The organism is Luteolibacter sp. Y139 (assembly GCF_038066715.1).
In the GTDB taxonomy this organism is placed as follows: domain Bacteria; phylum Verrucomicrobiota; class Verrucomicrobiia; order Verrucomicrobiales; family Akkermansiaceae; genus Haloferula; species Haloferula soli.
This window is the reverse complement of record NZ_JBBUKT010000001.1, coordinates 31913-50081: the sequence shown is the minus strand read 5'-3', so window position 1 is coordinate 50081 and position 18169 is coordinate 31913. Positions and strand designations below refer to the sequence as shown.

The following is an 18169-nucleotide window of genomic DNA, read 5'->3' as shown; positions in this document are numbered from 1 at the left end:
AATTCGACATTCTCCTCCGGCTACCGTAACCGGTGCGCGTGACTGATTGGCAAACGACGCTCCGCGAGCAACTGACCGACGGCAGGGACCCCTCGTGGGTGGTGCTGGAGGGTCAGGGGATGGTGGAGGCTGCGCTTGCGGGGTGGTGGGAAGTGGCGGGTGTTGTGATTTCCGAAGATCACTCGTGGGAGGTACCGGTGTGGAGCGGGATGGAGGTGGCTCGCGTGGCTCCGGCGGAGATGGCCTCCCTGGCTGATGCTTCGATTCACGGTGGGGTGCTGGGGTTGGCGAAGAAGCCCTCGGAGACCGGGGAGGTGGCGGCTTTCCTGCGCTCGCTGGATGCGGAGGCGCTGGTGGTGGTGTGTCCGCGGCTGGATGATCCGAGGGTGGCGGGTGAGGTGATCCGGCTGGCGGCGGAGCATGATGCGGCCGGGGTATTGTTAGGCGCGGAAGGGGTGTCGCCGTTCCATGTGGAGGCGGTCCGCGCGGCGGGTGGTGCGACTTTTCAGCTGCCGATCCGGATTGCGGATGGCGGGCTGCTGCTGCGCTCGCTGAAGGCGGCGGGTGTGGAGCTCTGCGGGTGGGAGCAGGCTTTTTCCGGAGAGGCGGTGACGAGTGGACGTCGAGCGCTCGTGATGGGTGATCCGGAGAAGGGGCTGGGGCCGTTTTGGAAGGCGGCTTGTGACCGGCAGGTTGGCGGGGAGGTGGGGGAGGCTTTGGAAGAGCTCGCGGTGGAAAGTGGAGAATAGGTCACCTATGACCTATTTCTGAAGCCAGTGCCGCGATGGTCTCTGGGGAATGAGCGGCGGATAGAGAAATGCGCAGCCGGGCGGTGCCGCGTGGGACGGTGGGGTAGCGGATCGCGGGGACGAGGAAGCCGTGCTCTTCCAAGCGGGTGGATGCGGCCAGTGCGGCGTCATTGGTGCCGAAGAGCACGGGCACGATGGGGGATGGGTGCTTGGCGGAAAGGATGGAAATGTTCTCGCGGAGTTGCTTGCGGCGATGGTCTCCATCGGTGGAGCGGATGCGTTCCAGCGAGGCGATGGTCGCGTGGGCAAGCGCGGGAGGAGGTGCGGTCGAGTAGACGAAGGAGCGGGCGCGGTTCACTAACAGATCACGCCATGCGGTGGAGGTGGCGAGGTAGCCGCCGGAGAGTCCGGCGGCCTTGCTGAAGGTGCCCATTTGGAAATCGACGCGGTGCTGGAGGCCGAGTTGCGCCGCTAGTCCCATGCCGTGCGGGCCGAGGACGCCGAAGGCGTGGGCTTCATCGAGGAAGAGGAGTGCGCCGTGGCGGTCCTTCAATTCGATGATTTCTGCTAGGGGGCAGAGGTCGCCGTCCATGGAGAATACCGACTCGGTGACCACGATGACCCGTGCCGCGGGTTGCTTGGCGCGGATGGTCTCTAACAGGCGGGCGAGCTTCGCCGTGTCATTGTGCGGGAAGACGCGGATGGTGGCACCGGAGAGGCGGGCGCCATCGATGAGCGAGGCGTGGCAGAGCTTGTCGAGAACGAGGACGTCGTCCTTTCCTGCCAAGGCTGGGAGACTGCCGACGGCGGTGGCGAAGCCGGAGGAGAAGACGAGTGCGGCTTCAGTGCCTTTGGCGGCGGCCAAGGCATCTTCTAACAGACGATGCGGTGGCAGTGTGCCGCAGACCAGGCGGGAGGCTGCGGAGCCTGCTCCGTATTTTCTAACACCTTCGATGAAGGCTTCGGCCAGCTCTGGGTCCGAAGCCAGACCGAGGTAATCATTGGAAGCGAAATTCCAGAGTTCACGGCCATCGCGAATGACTCGCGGGCCGGTGGGAGAGTCGAGAGGCTTCAGGGTCCGCAGTAGTCCTGCGGCGGATAGATCCGCGAGCTCCCCCTGTGGTCCCTTGCCTAGGCCGATGCTGCTCATGACCGCTGAAGTGCGAGGGTGTGAAGCTTTGAAAGGCAAGCGATCACTTCGTCCCGATGAAGGCCATCGGTCATCCAACGTGGCAAGCGGCTCTGCATCGCGCTATTTGACCAACCCCATTTGGGATCTCGCCGACGGCCTCGCAATGAAGCTCCGATGTAGCTTTCCAAGAATTGGACGTGGCGGGAATTGTACGCCCAGAGAATTTCGCCATGACATGGAGTCTGCAACCAAAGAGACACGCCAAAGCCAACGAGCACAGGGCCTTCTCCCGGAAAAGGAACGCCATGACCGGGTTCCAGCCTCCATTCTCGGCTCAAGCTACACGCTGGGCAGACAAGCCTGTGACCTTGATGGATGTCTTGCTGGTTCACCAACTCCAATAGGTGAGCCCGCCTGCTACAGCGAGGGCACCTGACCAGGATATTGCCAACAAAGTGGCCAAGGGAGCTGGGAGCGAATGTCATGTCAGGACCTTGAAATCGAGGCAAGGTCCGGCCGGAACCTCATCCTTCCGACGCCGGACGTTCGAGCGACCAGCGCAGGAGTTTTTCGGAGTCGTTCCAGATGTTAGGCGTGGTGCTCTTGAGCACGACGACGATGGCGGAGCGACCGCCGAGGGTGCCGGAGGAAATGAGGCAACGGCCGGCGGCATCGGTGGTGCCGGTCTTGAGGCCATCGCAGTAGGGCACGCGCTTGAGCAGCTTGTTGGTGTTCTGGAGCGTCTTCACGCGGCCATCACTGTGTTGGAAGGTGGTGCTTTGCAGCGAGGTGAAGGAACGGATGGTCTGGCTACGCCATGCCGAGCGGGCGGCGATGGCCATGTCGCGCGCGGTGGAAAACTGACCTTCCTGCGGCAGGCCGTGCGGGTTGATGAAGTGGGAATTCCGCATGCCGAGCTGGGCGGCCTTTTGGTTCATCAGCGCGGCGAAGCCTTCCTGGCTGCCGCCGATGTCGCGGGCGAGGGCGCGACCGACGTCGTTGGCGCTTTTCACCATCAGCACCCGGAGCAGCTCGCGGCGGGTGTGGACTTCGCCGGGTTTCATTTCGAGCTTGGTGGGTTCGCAGCGCTCGTCATCGGCGGAGATCGTCACCGATTGATCGAGATTGCTGTCCATCGCGACCAGTGCCGTAACGAGCTTCTGGGTGGAGGCGACGGGGCGCCGCTGGTCGGCGTTCTTCGCGTAGAGGACACGACCTGACACGGGGTCGATCACGATGACGCTTTCGGCCGCGACGGGCGGCGGGGGCGTGGTGGGAATGGCGGTGGGGCGGACTGCTTCCGCTTTCATCGGTTCCCCTTGGGACACCGGTTTTACCGGGCGGGAATCTTCGCCGCAGGCGGGCAGAAGGATGGAAAGGGCAAGAAGTCCGAAAAGGCGAGCTCGGCGAAACATCGGGGCGGATCATTCCTTGGACTGCCCGGTGCCTCAAGGCGGGAATCTGCGAATATTCCGCTTGCCGGGGGGTGTTCAAAGTGTTTTGTTCCTAAGAACACTGTTCAAAAAACATGAGTGAACCGATGACCCAACGCCAAGCGGAGATCCTCGAGTATCTCAAGTCTGCCCAACGGAAGACCGGCGTGATGCCGTCGACCCGGGAGATCCAACACTATTTCAAATTCGCCAGCCAGACGGCGGCGATGAGCCACTTGCGAGCCCTCGAACGGAAGGGCGTGATCCAGCGACTTCCGGGCAAGGCACGGGCGGTGGTTTTTCCGGAGGAACTCGATCGCGAGGAGATCGTGGACATTCCGGTCTATGGCCAGATCGCGGCCGGTATGGCGGGCGAGGTGGATCAGGAGAAGGAAGGCTGTATTTCGATCGACATTGCGACGCTCGGGATTCCGCGGAGTGCCCGGACATTTGCGCTAAAGGTGCGCGGTGATTCGATGATCGATGCTCACATCTGCCACGGCGACACGGTGATCCTGGAATTCCGGGAGCCGCGGGATCGCGACGTGGTGGCGGCGCTGATCGATGGCGAGACCACGCTGAAGCGCTATGTGATGAACAAGGGCAAGCCGTATCTCCACGCGGAGAACGAGTCGTTTCCGGATCTGATTCCGGCGCGCGAGTTGATCATTCAGGGCGTGCTGGTGGCGCTACTGCGGAAGGCGGCGTGAGGCTGGCTCGACTGGAGTCTGAGGCTTCGGCGTGCTTTTGCATTTTTGATTTCCCCCTAGATCGAACTGGTTCCGGCGAGAAACCCTCCCCTCGCCGGAGCCAATCGTTCGATCGTGACGCGGGCTTGGAGGGACCGCTCAAGTCCGCCTAAAGGCGGGACTACTTACATCCGAGGAGGCGAAGGGAGTTTTCCTTCAGCTTACGGCTGTAGCACCACGCCGGACTCTTCCAAGGCGAGGGCGGCGGCGCCGACCATGCCGGCTTCGTTGCCGAAGCGGGCGGGGAGGATCATGAGGTGCTCTTTGAAAGGAGCGGAAAGCTGGGCGTAGAGGTGCGCGGTGAGCGGATTGAACAGGATGTCGCCAGCTTTTGCCACGCCGCCGCCGATGATGACGGCCTGGGGATTGAGCAGCCAGCAGCAGTTCATGATCGCGGTGGCGAGCTTGGCGGCGATGCCGTCCCAGATCGCGAGAGCGGTTTCGTCACCATTGAGCGCGGCCTTGGCCAATGAGGCCGGGGTGCAGTCGGGAAGGTGGCGCTCGAGGCCTCCCTCGCCGTAAGTCTGGCGAGCATCGGCGGCGATCTCGTTGTTGCCGACGTAGTCTTCCAGAGCACCGAGGTTGCCGTAGGCTCCGCGGCGGCCTTGCCAGTCGATGGACATCTGGCCGATCTCGCCGGCGCCGAATTGGGCACCGCGGACCATTTTGCCATTGGCCACCACGCCGCCGCCGACACCGGTGCCGAGGGTGAGGGCGATCAGGTGATTGAGGCCGCGGCCGGCACCACGCTTCCATTCGGCGTAGGCCATGCAGTTGGCGTCGTTCTCAACGATCACCGGCAGATTGGTGGCGTCGGAAAGTTTCTTCTTCAGCGGGATCGCGGTCCAACCGGGCACATTGGTCAGGTTGTGGACGATGCCTTTCTCGAAATGGACGAACCCGGGGACGCCGACGCCGATGGCCTCGACGCGCGGATGGCGGTCGCGGAGGTCGCCGATCACCCGGAGCATTGCCTCGATGAGGGCGTCCGGTCCGTCAAAGTCCGGCGTGGAGATCGCCGGGGCTTGGTCGATGATATTGGAGCGATACAGCACGCCGAATTTGACGGAGGTTCCGCCAAAATCGACACCAATCGAGAGAGGGGTTTCAGCCATGGTGCGGTGACTACGTTGTATCCACTCAGAGCGTTCTTGGCACGTACTTTTAATGGATATTCTTAAGAGCTGCTAACCGGATCCCCTCCAAGGTGAGGTCGGGATCGACGTATTGGATTTCCGGCAAGCCTTGTGCGATCAAGGCTGCATCGCCGCCGGTGGCGACGATCACGGGTTCGCCCGACATCTCTGCGCGGAGTCGAAAAAGAATTTCGCGGACGAGCCCACGGTAGCCGTAGACGGCTCCGGCCTGCATGGCTTCGATGGTGGACTTGCCGATTGCGGCGCGGGGCTCGTCGATTTCGATGCGTGGCAGGAGGGCGGTGCGCTTGCCGAGATAGTCCTGCATCGCGCCGAGACCGGGGGCGATGACGCCGCCGCTGTAGGCGGGGCCGGTGGAAACGACGTCGAAGGTGACCGCAGTACCGAAGTCGATGACGATGGCGGGCACACCGTAGCGGGCGGCGACGCCGATGGCATTGGCGAGGCGGTCGGCTCCGATCTGGGCGGGGTGGGGGTAGTCGATGAGCAGGCCGGTATCGCTCTGATAGCTGAGCGGATGGACGGGACCGTGAGCGGAAAGGAAGTCGCGGAGGATGCGGGCCTTTTCAGGAACGACGGAGCAGAGAAGGGTGCCCTCGAACTCGAATCCCTTCAACGCGGTGGCGAGACTTTCCGGAGAGATGTCCGGCGTCGGCAACCAAGCGCGGCTCTCCAGGATACCGGTGGCATCGGCGAGGGCGAATTTGGTGCGGGTGTTCGAGTTGTCGACGAGGAGCCAGGGCATCGGCTTACCAGTTCGCGGTGTTGAAATAGCGGATCGAATCGATGACCGGGGGAGGGCCTGATTTCTTACGAATGGTGAGGGTGCCGTCGTTGAGCTTCATCCGCAGCGGGCCGGTCATGTCCTTTTCCTCGACCCAGAAGCGGTAGTCGATGCTCTGGAAATCTTCTTCGGTGTTCGAGAATTCGGCGGGTTCGAGTTCCCGGCCGTCGGCGAGAACGAGCGCCACTGGCTTGTGGAAGTCGTGTTCCTCACGGCCATCGCGCTCCAGGTGGACGCCGACCCAGTAGTAGGAGCGGTCCTTGTCCAAGGAGGCATAAGCGATGTGATAGCGGGCCTTGGCATCATGGCTCCACTCGTAGGGACGCGTCCACGTCCAGCCGGCAAAGACCAGCGAGATGACGAGGCAGACGGCCAGGAGCTTGGTGCGACGATTCAACGGGGGTGGTTGATAGAGGCTCGGGCGAAACCCGCAAACGCAAACGCACAACAAAAAAGCGGGCGGACCAGTGAAGGTCCGCCCGCGGGGTGACAGGTTGTTCGGGAATCCGATTAGTGCTCGTAGCCCGCTTCGCCGTGGTCGGCGAGGTCGAGGCCAGCGGTTTCGACTTCCGGTTCCGGACGGAGGCCAAACACTGCCTTGACGATGAAGGCGATGATCGCGGTGGCGACCACGCTCCAGACGATGGTCAGGCCGACAGCCTTGAGCTGCTCGACGAGCAGGCCATTGAGGAGGCCTTCGATGCCAGGGTTGGCTTCCTTGGAGGCGAAGACGCCGGTCAGGATGGCACCCATGGTGCCGCCGATTCCGTGGACGCCGAAGGTGTCGAGGGCGTCGTCGTAACCGAGCATCTTCTTGAGGTAAGCGACGGCGATGAAGGGAACCACACCGGCGAGCACGCCCATGATGACGGACGAGGTGGCGGTGACGAAGCCAGCAGCCGGGGTGATGACCACGAGGCCGGCAACGATGCCCGAGCAGAAGCCGAGCACGCTTGGCTTGCCCTTGAGGATCCATTCGATCAGGGCCCAGGCAAGACCGGCGGTGCCGGCGGCGAGGGTGGTGGTCACGAAGGCATTCGAAGCGATGCCATCAGCACCAAGAGCGGAGCCGGCATTGAAACCATACCAGCCGACCCAGAGCATGCCGGTGCCGACCATGCAGAGAACCATGCTGTGCGGGGCCATCGGCTCCTTGCCGAAGCCGATGCGCTTGCCAAGGATAAGGCAGAGAACGAGAGCGCTCCAACCGGAGGTCATGTGAACGACGGTGCCGCCGGCGAAGTCGATGGCCTTGATGGTGGCGCCGGGGTTAAGCGGGCCGCACATGAAGCCAACCGTGGACCACACCATGTGGGCGAAGGGGAAGTAGACGGCGAACATCCAGAGGAGGATGAAGACCATGATGGAGACGAACTTCATGCGCTCCGCGATGGCACCCACGATGAGGCCCGGAGTGATGATGGCGAAGGTGAGCTGGAACATGGCCCACATGCCGTCCGAGATCCAGTGGTAGCCGGCTCCAACGTTATAAGGGGACAGGCCCTTGAACATGGCATTGCTCATGTCGCCGATGAAGGCGCTCTTGGCATCCACGCCGAAGGAAAGGGAGTAGCCGCACAGCCACCAGAGCGGGGTGATCATGCAGGCGCATCCGAGGCACTGGGCGAGGACGGAGAGCACGTTCTTCCGGCGAACCAAGCCGCCGTAGAAGAGAGCCAAGCCGGGCAAGGTCATGAACAGCACGAGGGCAGTGCTGACCATCTGCCAGGCATTGTGGCCAGGACCGGGACCGGCGACGAGCGAAGCGGCGCCGCTGGTCTTGTCCGGGCGCTTGACGTTGTTCATGTAGGCCTCGATATCGGCCAGTCGCTCTTCCACCGTCGGCGTGGCGGCGGCTGCTGCGGCCGGCGCGGCGGCCTCGGCTGCAGGTGGCGGGGTGGATTCTTGCGCGTGGGCCGGGGTGGCCAGCGGCAAGACCATCATTGCAAGGGCAGCTAGCGTACAGACGCCGCTTGCCATTCGTGTTTTCAGGCTCATGTCGACTCGGTTTCGGATGGATTGGTCCGGCGGAATCTTGACCGATTCCGACGGTGAAAGTGGCGGGAGCAGATGCCGTGCCAGCGATTGTCAAGACGGTTAGGGTGACACGACCGGGAGGTTCTTTTGCGGGTCGTGCCGAGGTGGCATCTTCCTAACAATGGCAGAAGGTTCATTCTAAAAGAGCCCCGCCTAACGGACACGACGGTCACTTTTCCACCTTGCCAGAGGCTCCGGGTGACTCTAGTTAGCCCCGGGCGGAGCGCCGTTCGCATTCTTTTCACTGGACATGATCTTTCGGGTTTCTTAAATAAACCCCGAATAGGCAGGCGTCCGGTCGCATAAGCGTGCGGGCTGCTCAATGCCCTAAGTCCTGACGGAACCGAGACTCCGGTCTCATTCCGGCCGCGGCTTGCAGCAACCGAACAACCGAATACCAAGATGCGCAAATACACCAAAACTATCGGCGCCCTGGCCGCTGCCTCCACCCTCGTGGCTGGCTACGCTTCGGCGGGAGACCTCGAAGGCTTCACCGGTGAAGTCCACGTCGGCTACCACAGCAACTACGACTTCCGTTTCGTGGACCTGGGCAGCGACCTGGTCGAAGCCGGCGTCGACGTGGCCTATGCTCTGAACGCTGACTGGTCCCTCAAGGCCGGTGCCTGGTACGGCAGCGTGAATGACTCCCAGACCATCGCCGGTAACTTCAACGAGCTCGACCTCTACGCCGCCGCCGCGACCTCGCTCGGCCCCGTGGATCTCGAATTCGGTTACATCTTCTACACCTATCCGGACACCAATGGTTCGTCGGATACCCAGGAAGTCTACCTCTCGGCGTTCACCGACGTCGCTTGGGGTATCACCGCCGGTGCCACCTACTTCTACGACTTCGACTCGAACAACGGTTGGTACCTCCAGCCTGAGATCCGCAAGTCGTTCCAGTTCAACGATTGCGTTTCCCTCAACCTGTCCGCTGGTCTCGGCATCGCCGATGGCCTGAACTATCAGGTCCCGGCCAACCCGCTCTCCGTGGGCTCGCACGACGGCTATCAGGGTTACTTCCTCAAGGCTGAGCTTCCTTGGAAGTTCCGCGACAACGTGACCCTGGCTCCTTACGTGAAGTACACCGATGCCGACAACGACCTCGCTGGCGACATCAACTCCATCGAAGGTGGCCAAGAGCACATCATCACCGGTGTGAAGCTTGCCGTCAGCTTCTAAGCTGATCCGGGTTTCTACCCTAAAGCACTTCGGGCGGCTGCGGAAACGCAGCCGCCCTTTTTGTTTTCACGGTGATGGTCTTGGTATGGGGTGTGCTTTTTTCGGTATGAACAAAACGCGGTAACTTCATACCGCGGGATGCCAGCAACCCCTGACCGACACCGTGATGACCATGATGCCCCGCTTCCGATCGCTTCTCGCCGGCGTGCTTGCCCTGTCCGGCCTCGCGCATGCCGAAACGCTGAAGATCGCCTACTCCGACTGGCCGGGTTGGATCGCCTGGGAGATCGGGATCCAGAAGGGCTGGTTCAAGGAGGAGGGCGTGGACGTGAAGTTCGAGTGGTTCGACTACGTGCCCTCGATGGACGCCTACGTCGCAGGCAAGGTGGATGCCGTGTGCATGACCAATGGCGATGCGCTCGTGACGGGTGCGACCGGCAAGCCATCGGTGGGCATCCTCATCAATGACTTCTCGAACGGCAACGACATGATCGTGGCGGCGCCGGGGGTCAAAACGATGAAGGATCTCAAGGGCAAGAAGGTCGGGATTGAAGAGGGCTTTGTGGAGCATCTCCTGCTGCTGACCGGCTTGGAGAAAAACGGGCTCAAGCCGGAGGATGTGACCATCGTCAACACGCCGACCAATGAGACGCCGCAGGTGCTCGCCTCCAAGGCGGTGGATGCGATCGGTGCGTGGCAGCCGAACTCGGGTCAGGCGCTGAAGGCGCTGCCGGGATCGAAGCCTGTCTTCACCTCTGCCGATGCTCCGGGCATCATCTACGATCTGCTCTACGTTTCCGCCGAGAGCCTGGAGAAGAACAAGGAAGACTGGGCCAAGGTGGTGAAGGTGTGGTACAAGATCGCTGCCTACATCCGCGATGAGGACAATCTGGACGATGCGCTCAAGATCCTCTCCGCGCGCGTCAATCTGAAGCCGGAAGAGTATGAGCCCTTCTTCAAGGGGACGTACATCCTCACGCTCGATGAGGCGCTGAAGCGTTGGGAGAAGGCCGATGGGCTGGGATCGGTCTATGGCTCCACGAAGAACGTGAATGCCTTCAACCTGAAGTACAAGGTCTACAAGGACAGCCAGGATCCGGAGAAGTATCTGAGCCCGGCCCTCACCAAGGCGCTCAAGAAGTGACGTCGTGATCCACGGCCGGCTGGGGTCTTCCGGCCGGCGACTTTCCTGCTCATGGCGTCTTTTCTCAAAGGCTGGTTCGTCGTGCGCCGCGATCTCTCGCGGGGGCGGCGGACTCTTCTCGCCGCGCTGTCGTTCGTGCTGCCGCTCGCGCTGTGGTGCGCCGTTTCCTACGTCCCGTGGATCTGGCATCCGGATGTGAAGCTGGAGGTGGCCTCGACCACCGAGCGCATCAGTGCGGTCTTCACGGCGGGCAACCGGCTCAGCCAGGAATTCTTCCCGACCTATGTGGATGCCATCCACCAGGACAATGCGGAGGCGCTGAAGGTGGCGCAGACGGGGGAGGTGGTCCCCGGTGCCCAGCGGGCGAACCGGGTCCTGCTGCGGCAGCTAGCGCAGGTGGGAGTGAGGAATGGCTGGCTCGCTGCGGGATCGGAGCAGGATGATGCTGCGATCTATCAGCTCTGGCGTGATCTTGCGACCGGGGTGAAGACCTCGACTGATCCTGTGCTCAGTGAGGAGAACATCGGCGTCATCAAGGCGAACTGGGCCGCGCTCTCGGCGCTGTCGGCGGATTTCGATTCGAAGAAGCTTCCGCAGGTGCCGCTGCAGAAGCTGGTTCCCCAAGGCATTCCATCGAACCCGGTCTACTTGCCTCCGCCGCATGAGGTGTGGAAGGCTGCGGCCACGGACTTCACGGCCAGGCCGGAAGGGGATGCGCCGCCGATGCTGGATCGCTATGGGCATTCGCTGCGCATCATCCTGTTCGGCTTCTTCTGGTCCTGTGTGATCGGGGTGCCGCTTGGGATCCTGTGTGGTGTGTTCGATGTGTTCTCGAAGCTCTTCGAGCCTTTCGTTGACTTCTTCCGCTACATGCCCGCGCCGACTTTCAGCACGCTGCTGGTGGCGGTGCTGTCGGCGCACGATGCGCCGAAGGTGGCGCTGGTTTTTATTGGCACGGTCTTCCAGATGGTGCTCGTGGTTTCGAAAACGACGCGGCTGTTAGATCCCGCGCTGCTTGAGGCTGCGCAGACGTTGGGTGCGAAGCCGCGGCAACTGGTGATGAAGGTGGTGCTGCCCGGCATCCTGCCGAATCTCTATAACGACATGCGGATCCTGCTCGGGTGGGCGTGGACGTGGCTGGTCATTGCCGAGTTGATCGGGGTGAAGAGCGGCCTGACCGGTTTCCTCGATACGCAGGGAACCTTCCGCAACTTTGACCGCGTGTTCCCGATCATCATTCTGATCGGGGTTACAGGCTTCGTGAGCGATCAGATCCTCGCATTCTTCCATGGCGTATTCTTCCCGTGGTCTGGCCGGTCCGGTCCTGTTTCCCGCGCAGTGGCGAGTGCCGTGACTTGGCCGGTGCGCACCATCGTTGCCGGTGCTCGCCTCCGGACTGCTTCGAAAACCCTTCCTTCCGCATGAGTCTGCCAGCACCCGCTGCTCCCGTTGCCGCTCGCTTTGACCGGCTGAAACAACGTCCGGTCGCGCTGAGTGTGCGCGGGCTCACGAAGCACTTCGAGTCGCCTCGGGGAATCGTGACCGCGTTGCGTGATGTGTCGTTCGACGTTCACAAGCGCGAGTTCATGAGCGTGATCGGGCCATCCGGCTGCGGGAAGTCGACGCTGGTTAGGATTCTCGCGGGGCTGGAGACGGCGAGTGAAGGGGAAATCATTGTCGAGGGTGTGCCGGTGTCCGGGCCTTGCTCGGATCGCGGGATGGTCTTCCAGGGCTACACGCTGTTCCCGTGGTTGACGGTGAAGCGGAATGTGATGTTCGGCCCGATGATGGCGGGGCGCTCGGCGTTTGCGGCGGAGAGCGAGGCGCGGGAGTGGATCGAGCTCGTTGGGCTGACGAAGTTCGAGAACGCGTATCCGCACCAGCTTTCCGGCGGGATGAAGCAGCGTGTGGCCATCGCCAGGGCGCTGGCCAATCAGCCGCGGGTGCTGTTCATGGATGAGCCGTTCGGGGCGCTCGATGCGCAGACGCGCTGCAACATGCAGTCGTATTTGTTAGAGATCTGGAAGAACGTGGACATCACGATTGTCTTCATCACGCACGATCTGGACGAGGCGGTGTTCCTGTCGGACCGGATCCTGGTGCTGGATGCGAATCCCGGGCGCGTCCGTGAGGTGACCGAGGTGCCGGTGCCGCGTCCGCGGTCGTTCGATCAGATCGCTGATCCTGCCTTCCTTGCGACGCGCAAGCACATCGAGCACCTGATCCATCCGCCGGGGACTGAAGCGAAGGAGAACTTCCCGGTGCTGAAATTCAGCGCGCCTGATCCTGATGTGGTGTGACCGTGTGGTTTTCTAAAGTATGAAATTTTCGAAAAAACTTCACACGTGGCGCGACGTCTGCATCTTCCGATGGCATGCCGAAGGACGACAGCAGCGATGGCTTGCGGCGGGTGACCGTGTCGATGGGGGAGGATACTTTCCAAGCGCTCGACCGACTGGTGAACGAGCGGGGTTTCGACAGCCGTTCGCAGGCGATTTCCGAAATGATCCACCAGCAATCTGCCGAGCATCTCGGGAAGATCGGCACCGAGATCATGGCGGGCACGCTGACGCTGATTTACGACGAATCGAAGAGCTCGCTGCTGCGGGATCTCTCGCGCGTGTGTCGCAGCCATCTCAGCGAGGTGATTTCCTCGCAGCACGTGCTGCTGGAGGACGACCACGTGCTGGAGGTGCTGCTGATGCAGGGGCCGGCGAAGACCTTGCGCGGCATCGCGAACGAACTGGTCACCTGCAAGGGCGTGAAGAGCGCTCATCTCACCCTCACTCCTCACCTGCTGCCGCCGCTTCATGCGCGCAGGGTCCGCTGAATTTCACGTTCCCATGAGCCTCTTGTTAGAAAGAACTCTGACTGGCGCGGGCATGTGGTCCGGCGTCGTTTCCCGCGGCAAGCGCCTGCGTCTCACGGACATTGAAGGCGGCGCGAACGTGGGCATGCTGCTCTACAATGCGCTGGAGCGGCATGAGCGCTACAACATGCCGGACACGCTGAAGGGGCAGCACATCTTTTACCTGCGCGCGCCGTATTGCCTGCACTCCGACATGGGGCGGCTGCTGGCGTCGATCACGGAGGACACGGTCGGCTGGCACGATACGGTGTGCGGTCACTCGAATGCCGCGGGTGTGCTCGCGAAGTATGGCGATCACGACTACCAACACGCGCGGAACGAGTGGTATCGCAACGCGCGGGATTGCTTTCTCATCGAGCTCGCGAAGTGGGGGCTCGGGAAGAAGGACCTGGTGCCGAATCTGAATTGGTTCAGCAAGGTGGTTGCTGACGAAGCCGGCAAGCTGTCGTTTGTCCCGGGGCATTCGAAGGCGGGTGCGGTGGTGGAACTGCGCTTCGAGATCGACACGCTGGTGGTGCTCAATACCTGCCAGCATCCCTTTGATCCCGATCCGGAGTATCGGTCGCATCCGGTGAAGCTGGAGATTCTGGAGGGGGATGCGCCTGCCTTGGACGATCCTTCGCTCACCATTCGGCCGGAGAATCTCCGGGCTTGGGAGAACAACGAAACCTATCACGCACTTCGCTTCTAACCGCCATGACCGAAAGCACCCTCGATCCGGCGAATGCCAGCTATCGCCACGTCATCCCTGCGGGTGATTGGTGGGTCCATGAAATCAAGCGCGGCGAGACGCTGCGGATCCTCGATCTGGAAGGCAACCAGGCTGCGGACACGCTCTTCTACAGCGCGGCTGATCCGACCGATCGCTACTCGGCGGATGGCACCATCCAGGCCCAGCAGGCGCTCTACCTGACCACCGGTACCAAGCTGATGAGCACGGAGGGGAATGTCTTGCTGGAGATCACGGCCGATACCTGTGGTCGGCACGATACGCTTGGCGGTGCGTGTTCCCGCGAGAGCAACACGATGCGCTATGCGCACGACAAGGAGTGCATGCATGCGTGCCGCGACTCTTTCATCCGGGGGGCGCAGGAGTGGAAGGTGGAGCTCACGAAGCGGGACATCGCGTGCAACATCAACTTCTTCATGAACGTGCCGGTTTCGCCGGAGGGCGGGCTGACGTTTGCGGACGGGATCTCCGCGCCGGGTCGTTATGTGGAGATGAAGGCGGCGATGGATGTCGTGTGCTTGATCTCGAATTGTCCGCAGCTCAACAATCCTTGCAACGGGTGGAATCCCACGCCGGTCGAAGTACTCATCTTCTGATCGAGAGAACCACCTCAAGGCTTCCAGTTTTTCCATGAACATTCTCATCGCTAACCGTGGCGAGATCGCTGCACGTGCGATCCGTACGATTCACAGGCTCGGTCATCGGGCGATCGCTGTTTATTCGGATCCGGATGCGGGTGCGCCGCATGTGGATCTTGCGGATGAGGCGCATCGGCTTGGGCCGGGACCGGTGTCGGAGAGCTATTTGCTGAAGGACTCGCTGATTGCGGTTGCGAAGCAAAGCGGGGCCGCGGCGGTTTTTCCTGGCTATGGGTTGTTGAGTGAGAACACGGACTTCGCGCGGATGTGCGAAGAGGCCGGAGTGAAGTGGCTAGGGCCGACGCCGAAGCAGATCATTGCGTTTGGTTTGAAGCATGAGGCTCGCCGGCTGGCGGGTGAGGCAGGGGTGCCATTGGTGCCGGGGACGGATCTGCTGGCTTCTGCAGAGGCGGCTGTCGCGGCGGCTGGGGAGATTGGCTATCCGGTGATGCTGAAGAGCACGGCGGGTGGTGGTGGCATCGGGATGAAGGTCTGTCGCGATGCGGAGGAGTTGGCCAAGGAGTTCGAGAGTGTGGTGCGTTTGAGCGAGCGCAGCTTTGGTTCGGGTGGGGTGTTCATTGAGCGCTTCATCGAACGTGGGCGGCACGTGGAGGTGCAGATCTTTGGTGACGGGCTGGGGAGAGTGCTGGCGCTGGGTGAGCGGGATTGCTCGGTGCAGCGGCGGAACCAGAAGGTCTTCGAGGAAACGCCAGCGCCGGATCTCTCGGACAAGGTTCGCGAGGAGCTTCATGCTGCGGCGGTAAAGCTGGGGGAGAGCGTGAGCTATCGCTCTGCTGGCACGGTCGAGTTTATCTATGATGCGGATCGCGGGGACTTCTTTTTCCTGGAGGTGAATACGCGCCTGCAGGTGGAGCACGGGGTGACGGAACTCGTGACCGGGATCGACCTTGTGGAATGGATGATCCGCCTGGCGCTTGATCCGGAGTGGACGATGCCAGCGAGTGCTCCGGCGCCGCAGGGTCACGCCATCCAGGCGCGGGTGTATGCGGAAGATCCGAATCACAACTTTCGTCCGAGTTCGGGTTTGCTGACCGAGGCGACGTTTCCCGAGTGGGCGCGTTGCGATGGTTGGATCCAGGCGGGGACCGAGGTGAGTCCGTTTTATGATCCACTGCTGAGCAAGGTGATGGTCCACGGCAAGGATCGTGCGGATGCGGCGGCGCTGCTTTCCAAGGCGCTTGATGAGACGCGGATCTCGGGCTTTGAGACGAATCTGCGTTACCTGCGTCAGGTCTCGCGATGGGAGCCATTCCTGGCGGGTGGGGTAGCGATGCGGGACATGGCGCGCTTTGACTATCGGCCGAAAACGTTCGATGTGGTGTCGGCGGGTACGATGACCACCGTACAAGATTGGCCGGGACGCACGGGATTGTGGGAGGTGGGTGTGCCGCCTTGCGGGCCGTTTGATTCGCTGTCGTTCCGGTTGGCGAACCGGCTTGTGGGGAATCCGGATGGTGCGCCGGGATTGGAGATCACGATGGCGGGGCCGACATTGCGATTCAATGCGGCTGCGACCCTTGCGCTCGCTGGTGCGGTGGTGCTGGTTTTAAAGAACGGTGAGCCGGTGCCGATGCATGCGGCGGTGGAGGTGGTGGCGGGGGATACGATCAAGATTGGTCGGATCGAGGGGCCGGGGATGCGCTCCTACCTTGCCGTGGGTGGCGGGATTGAGTCGCCGGACTATCTTGGGAGTGCTTCGACGTTCACGCTGGGGAAATTTGGTGGGCCGTTCGGGCGGGCGTTGTTGCCGGGGGATGTGTTGGGGATTGGGAACGCGGCTGGCGTTGTTAGAGGAGGACAGGAGTGTCCTCCTTCCTTAACGCATGATTGGACGATCGCGGTGCTTTATGGACCGCATGGGGCGCCGGACTTTTTCCTGGATGAGGATATCGAGACGTTCTTCGCGACGGCTTGGGAGGTTCACTACAATTCGGCTCGCACGGGGGTTCGCTTGATCGGGCCGAAGCCGAAGTGGGCGCGGAAGGATGGTGGGGAAGCGGGTCTTCATCCTTCGAATCTGCACGACAATGCGTATGCCATTGGCGCAGTCGATTTCACGGGGGACATGCCGGTGATTCTGGGGCCCGATGGGCCGAGTCTCGGTGGCTTTGTTTGTCCGGTGGTGGTGATTGATGCGGAGCTGTGGAAGCTCGGTCAGCTGAGGCCCGGCGATAAGGTTCGGTTTATCCCGGTGGATGAGCCATGGGCGGCGGAGCAGTCGGAGATGGTGGAGGCGTTTCTTTCGGGGGATGCTTCGGAACTGCCGACACCATCGGCCTTGGAGCATCTGCCGTCTCCGATTTTGGAGAGCTTTGGTGAAGGGGATGATGCGGTTGTGGCGAGGCGCGCGGGGGATCGCTACATTCTCATCGAGTTTGGGCCGCATCATCTGGACCTCAAGCTGCGCTTCAAGGTGCACGTGGTCTATGAGTGGCTGAAGGAGCAGGGGATCGGTGGTATCATTGATCTTACGCCGGGCATTCGTTCGTTGCAGGTGCATTTCGACGCGAGTGTGATTTCCCGTGATGCGTTGTGGGCGAGGATTCGCGAAGGGATCGTTTCCCTGCCGCCTTTGGAGCAGATTGAGGTTCCTGCGCGCGTGGTTCATTTGCCAATCAGCTGGGATGATCCGAGCACGCGCGAGGCGATCCAGCGCTACATGCAGAGCGTGCGACCGGATGCTCCGTGGTGCCCGAGCAACCTGGAATTCATCCGCCGGATCAATGGGCTGGAGTCGATCGATGATGTTTACCGGATTTTCTTCGATGCCTCGTATCTCGTGATGGGGCTCGGTGATGTGTATCTGGGCGCGCCGGTGGCGACGCCGCTGGATCCACGGCACCGACTGGTGACCACGAAATACAATCCGGCGCGGACGTGGACACCGGAGAATGCGGTGGGGATCGGTGGTGCTTACTTGTGCATCTATGGGATGGAAGGGCCGGGCGGTTATCAGTTCACCGGTCGCACGATCCCGGTGTGGAACCGGTGGCGGAAGACGGAGGATTTCCAGGATCCGTGGCTGCTGCGTTTCTTCGATCAACTGCGTTTTTATCCGGTGAGTGCGGAGGAGCTTCTGCGCTTGCGTGAGGAAGTTCCGCGGGGCCGGCACAAGCTGGAGATTGAGGAGACTGTGTTTCGCTTTGCCGACTACGAGGCATTCCTTGAAGCCAATGCTGATGAGATCGAAGATTTCCGCACGACGCAGCGGGCTTCCTTCGAAGCGGAGCGGCGGCGGTGGGAGGAGGCGGGGCTTTCGATGGACAGCCCGGCGGAGGAAACCGTGGAGGTGAGCGAGGTCACGATTCCCGATGGCTGCTCCACGCTGGATAGCCCGGTGACAGGAAGCGTGTGGAAGATTCACGTTCAGGCAGGGGATCTGCTAGATGTCTCCGCTACGGCCATGATTCTGGAAGCGATGAAAATGGAGGTCCCGCTGGATGCCGACGAGCATCTGGAGGTGGTGGAAGTGCTGGTGGCGGAGGGGGCGAGCGTCCGGGCGGGGCAATCGCTGGTGGTGGTGCGGGCGAAAGGCTAACAGGAC

Annotated in this window: 16 protein-coding genes; 10 read left to right on the top strand and 6 right to left on the bottom strand. The window is 61.9% G+C overall.

From position 1 onward, the window contains the following. The first annotated feature begins 38 nt into the window (after window positions 1–38). Complete coding sequence (locus tag WKV53_RS00215) at window positions 39–749, top strand: TrmH family RNA methyltransferase (RefSeq protein ID WP_341402228.1); 711 nt, start codon at window positions 39–41, stop codon at window positions 747–749. 1 nt (window position 750) lies between these two features. Here WKV53_RS00215 and WKV53_RS00210 read toward each other — a convergent pair whose 3' ends face one another. Further along, on the bottom strand, window positions 751–1899 hold the full coding sequence (locus WKV53_RS00210) for an aminotransferase class I/II-fold pyridoxal phosphate-dependent enzyme (protein ID WP_341402227.1): 1149 nt from the start codon (window positions 1897–1899) through the stop codon (window positions 751–753). A 506-nt stretch (window positions 1900–2405) separates the two neighbouring features. After that, window positions 2406–3191, bottom strand: coding sequence for a D-alanyl-D-alanine carboxypeptidase family protein (locus tag WKV53_RS00205; RefSeq protein WP_341402226.1), 786 nt, complete (start codon window positions 3189–3191; stop codon window positions 2406–2408). 230 nt (window positions 3192–3421) lie between these two features. On the opposite strand from WKV53_RS00205, the gene lexA reads away from it, so the two are divergent. After that, window positions 3422–4024: a transcriptional repressor LexA gene (gene lexA, locus WKV53_RS00200; protein ID WP_341402225.1), complete on the top strand. Its 603-nt coding sequence runs from the start codon at window positions 3422–3424 to the stop codon at window positions 4022–4024. Window positions 4025–4224: 200 nt separating this feature from the next. Here the strand turns inward: lexA and WKV53_RS00195 are convergent, their stop codons facing one another. The 4 genes from WKV53_RS00195 to WKV53_RS00180 all read right to left on the bottom strand — a co-directional run bounded on the left by WKV53_RS00195 (window position 4225) and on the right by WKV53_RS00180 (window position 7948). Further along, on the bottom strand, window positions 4225–5178 hold the full coding sequence (locus tag WKV53_RS00195) for an ROK family protein (RefSeq protein WP_341402224.1): 954 nt from the start codon (window positions 5176–5178) through the stop codon (window positions 4225–4227). A 49-nt stretch (window positions 5179–5227) separates the two neighbouring features. Next, a complete protein-coding gene (locus WKV53_RS00190) occupies window positions 5228–5965 on the bottom strand; it encodes a type III pantothenate kinase (protein WP_341402223.1) in 738 nt (245 codons plus the stop codon). Window positions 5966–5969: 4 nt separating this feature from the next. Beyond that, a complete protein-coding gene (locus tag WKV53_RS00185; RefSeq protein WP_341402222.1) occupies window positions 5970–6401 on the bottom strand; it encodes a hypothetical protein in 432 nt (143 codons plus the stop codon). Between the two features lie 113 nt (window positions 6402–6514). Next, window positions 6515–7948 (bottom strand): ammonium transporter, encoded by a 1434-nt coding sequence (locus tag WKV53_RS00180; RefSeq protein WP_341402221.1) that lies wholly within the window; start codon window positions 7946–7948, stop codon window positions 6515–6517. Window positions 7949–8443: 495 nt separating this feature from the next. On the opposite strand from WKV53_RS00180, the gene WKV53_RS00175 reads away from it, so the two are divergent. The 8 genes from WKV53_RS00175 (at window position 8444) to uca (ending at window position 18163) form a co-directional block, all read left to right on the top strand. Next, window positions 8444–9223, top strand: a complete 780-nt coding sequence (locus WKV53_RS00175; protein ID WP_341402220.1) for a TorF family putative porin — start codon at window positions 8444–8446, stop codon at window positions 9221–9223. A 172-nt stretch (window positions 9224–9395) separates the two neighbouring features. Beyond that, window positions 9396–10367: an ABC transporter substrate-binding protein gene (locus tag WKV53_RS00170; RefSeq protein WP_341402219.1), complete on the top strand. Its 972-nt coding sequence runs from the start codon at window positions 9396–9398 to the stop codon at window positions 10365–10367. 51 nt (window positions 10368–10418) lie between these two features. Continuing rightward, complete coding sequence (locus tag WKV53_RS00165; RefSeq protein WP_341402218.1) at window positions 10419–11792, top strand: ABC transporter permease; 1374 nt, start codon at window positions 10419–10421, stop codon at window positions 11790–11792. Next, window positions 11789–12667, top strand: coding sequence for an ABC transporter ATP-binding protein (locus tag WKV53_RS00160; protein ID WP_341402216.1), 879 nt, complete (start codon window positions 11789–11791; stop codon window positions 12665–12667). The genes WKV53_RS00165 and WKV53_RS00160 overlap by 4 nt, the downstream gene beginning before the upstream one ends. 74 nt (window positions 12668–12741) lie before the next feature. Continuing rightward, on the top strand, window positions 12742–13197 hold the full coding sequence (locus WKV53_RS00155) for a CopG family ribbon-helix-helix protein (protein ID WP_341402214.1): 456 nt from the start codon (window positions 12742–12744) through the stop codon (window positions 13195–13197). Between the two features lie 13 nt (window positions 13198–13210). Continuing rightward, a complete protein-coding gene (locus WKV53_RS00150) occupies window positions 13211–13927 on the top strand; it encodes an urea amidolyase associated protein UAAP1 (RefSeq protein WP_341402213.1) in 717 nt (238 codons plus the stop codon). Between the two features lie 5 nt (window positions 13928–13932). Then, on the top strand, window positions 13933–14562 hold the full coding sequence (locus WKV53_RS00145; RefSeq protein ID WP_341402212.1) for an urea amidolyase associated protein UAAP2: 630 nt from the start codon (window positions 13933–13935) through the stop codon (window positions 14560–14562). A gap of 34 nt (window positions 14563–14596) precedes the next feature. After that, window positions 14597–18163, top strand: coding sequence for an urea carboxylase (gene uca, locus WKV53_RS00140; protein ID WP_341402211.1), 3567 nt, complete (start codon window positions 14597–14599; stop codon window positions 18161–18163). The last annotated feature ends 6 nt before the right edge of the window (window positions 18164–18169 follow it).

What these genes read in the sequence shown, in the direction of transcription:
- WKV53_RS00210 (WP_341402227.1), bottom strand. Translation starts at nt 1,899, where the DNA reads ATGAGCAGCATCGGCCTAGGCAAGGGACCACAGGGGGAGCTCGCGGAT.
- WKV53_RS00205 (WP_341402226.1), bottom strand. Translation starts at nt 3,191, where the DNA reads ATGAAAGCGGAAGCAGTCCGCCCCACCGCCATTCCCACCACGCCCCCG.
- lexA (WP_341402225.1), top strand. Translation starts at nt 3,422, where the DNA reads ATGACCCAACGCCAAGCGGAGATCCTCGAGTATCTCAAGTCTGCCCAA.
- WKV53_RS00195 (WP_341402224.1), bottom strand. Translation starts at nt 5,178, where the DNA reads ATGGCTGAAACCCCTCTCTCGATTGGTGTCGATTTTGGCGGAACCTCC.
- WKV53_RS00190 (WP_341402223.1), bottom strand. Translation starts at nt 5,965, where the DNA reads ATGCCCTGGCTCCTCGTCGACAACTCGAACACCCGCACCAAATTCGCC.
- WKV53_RS00180 (WP_341402221.1), bottom strand. Translation starts at nt 7,948, where the DNA reads ATGATGGTCTTGCCGCTGGCCACCCCGGCCCACGCGCAAGAATCCACC.
- WKV53_RS00175 (WP_341402220.1), top strand. Translation starts at nt 8,444, where the DNA reads ATGCGCAAATACACCAAAACTATCGGCGCCCTGGCCGCTGCCTCCACC.
- WKV53_RS00170 (WP_341402219.1), top strand. Translation starts at nt 9,396, where the DNA reads ATGATGCCCCGCTTCCGATCGCTTCTCGCCGGCGTGCTTGCCCTGTCC.
- WKV53_RS00165 (WP_341402218.1), top strand. Translation starts at nt 10,419, where the DNA reads ATGGCGTCTTTTCTCAAAGGCTGGTTCGTCGTGCGCCGCGATCTCTCG.
- WKV53_RS00160 (WP_341402216.1), top strand. Translation starts at nt 11,789, where the DNA reads ATGAGTCTGCCAGCACCCGCTGCTCCCGTTGCCGCTCGCTTTGACCGG.
- WKV53_RS00155 (WP_341402214.1), top strand. Translation starts at nt 12,742, where the DNA reads ATGCCGAAGGACGACAGCAGCGATGGCTTGCGGCGGGTGACCGTGTCG.
- WKV53_RS00150 (WP_341402213.1), top strand. Translation starts at nt 13,211, where the DNA reads ATGAGCCTCTTGTTAGAAAGAACTCTGACTGGCGCGGGCATGTGGTCC.
- WKV53_RS00145 (WP_341402212.1), top strand. Translation starts at nt 13,933, where the DNA reads ATGACCGAAAGCACCCTCGATCCGGCGAATGCCAGCTATCGCCACGTC.
- uca (WP_341402211.1), top strand. Translation starts at nt 14,597, where the DNA reads ATGAACATTCTCATCGCTAACCGTGGCGAGATCGCTGCACGTGCGATC.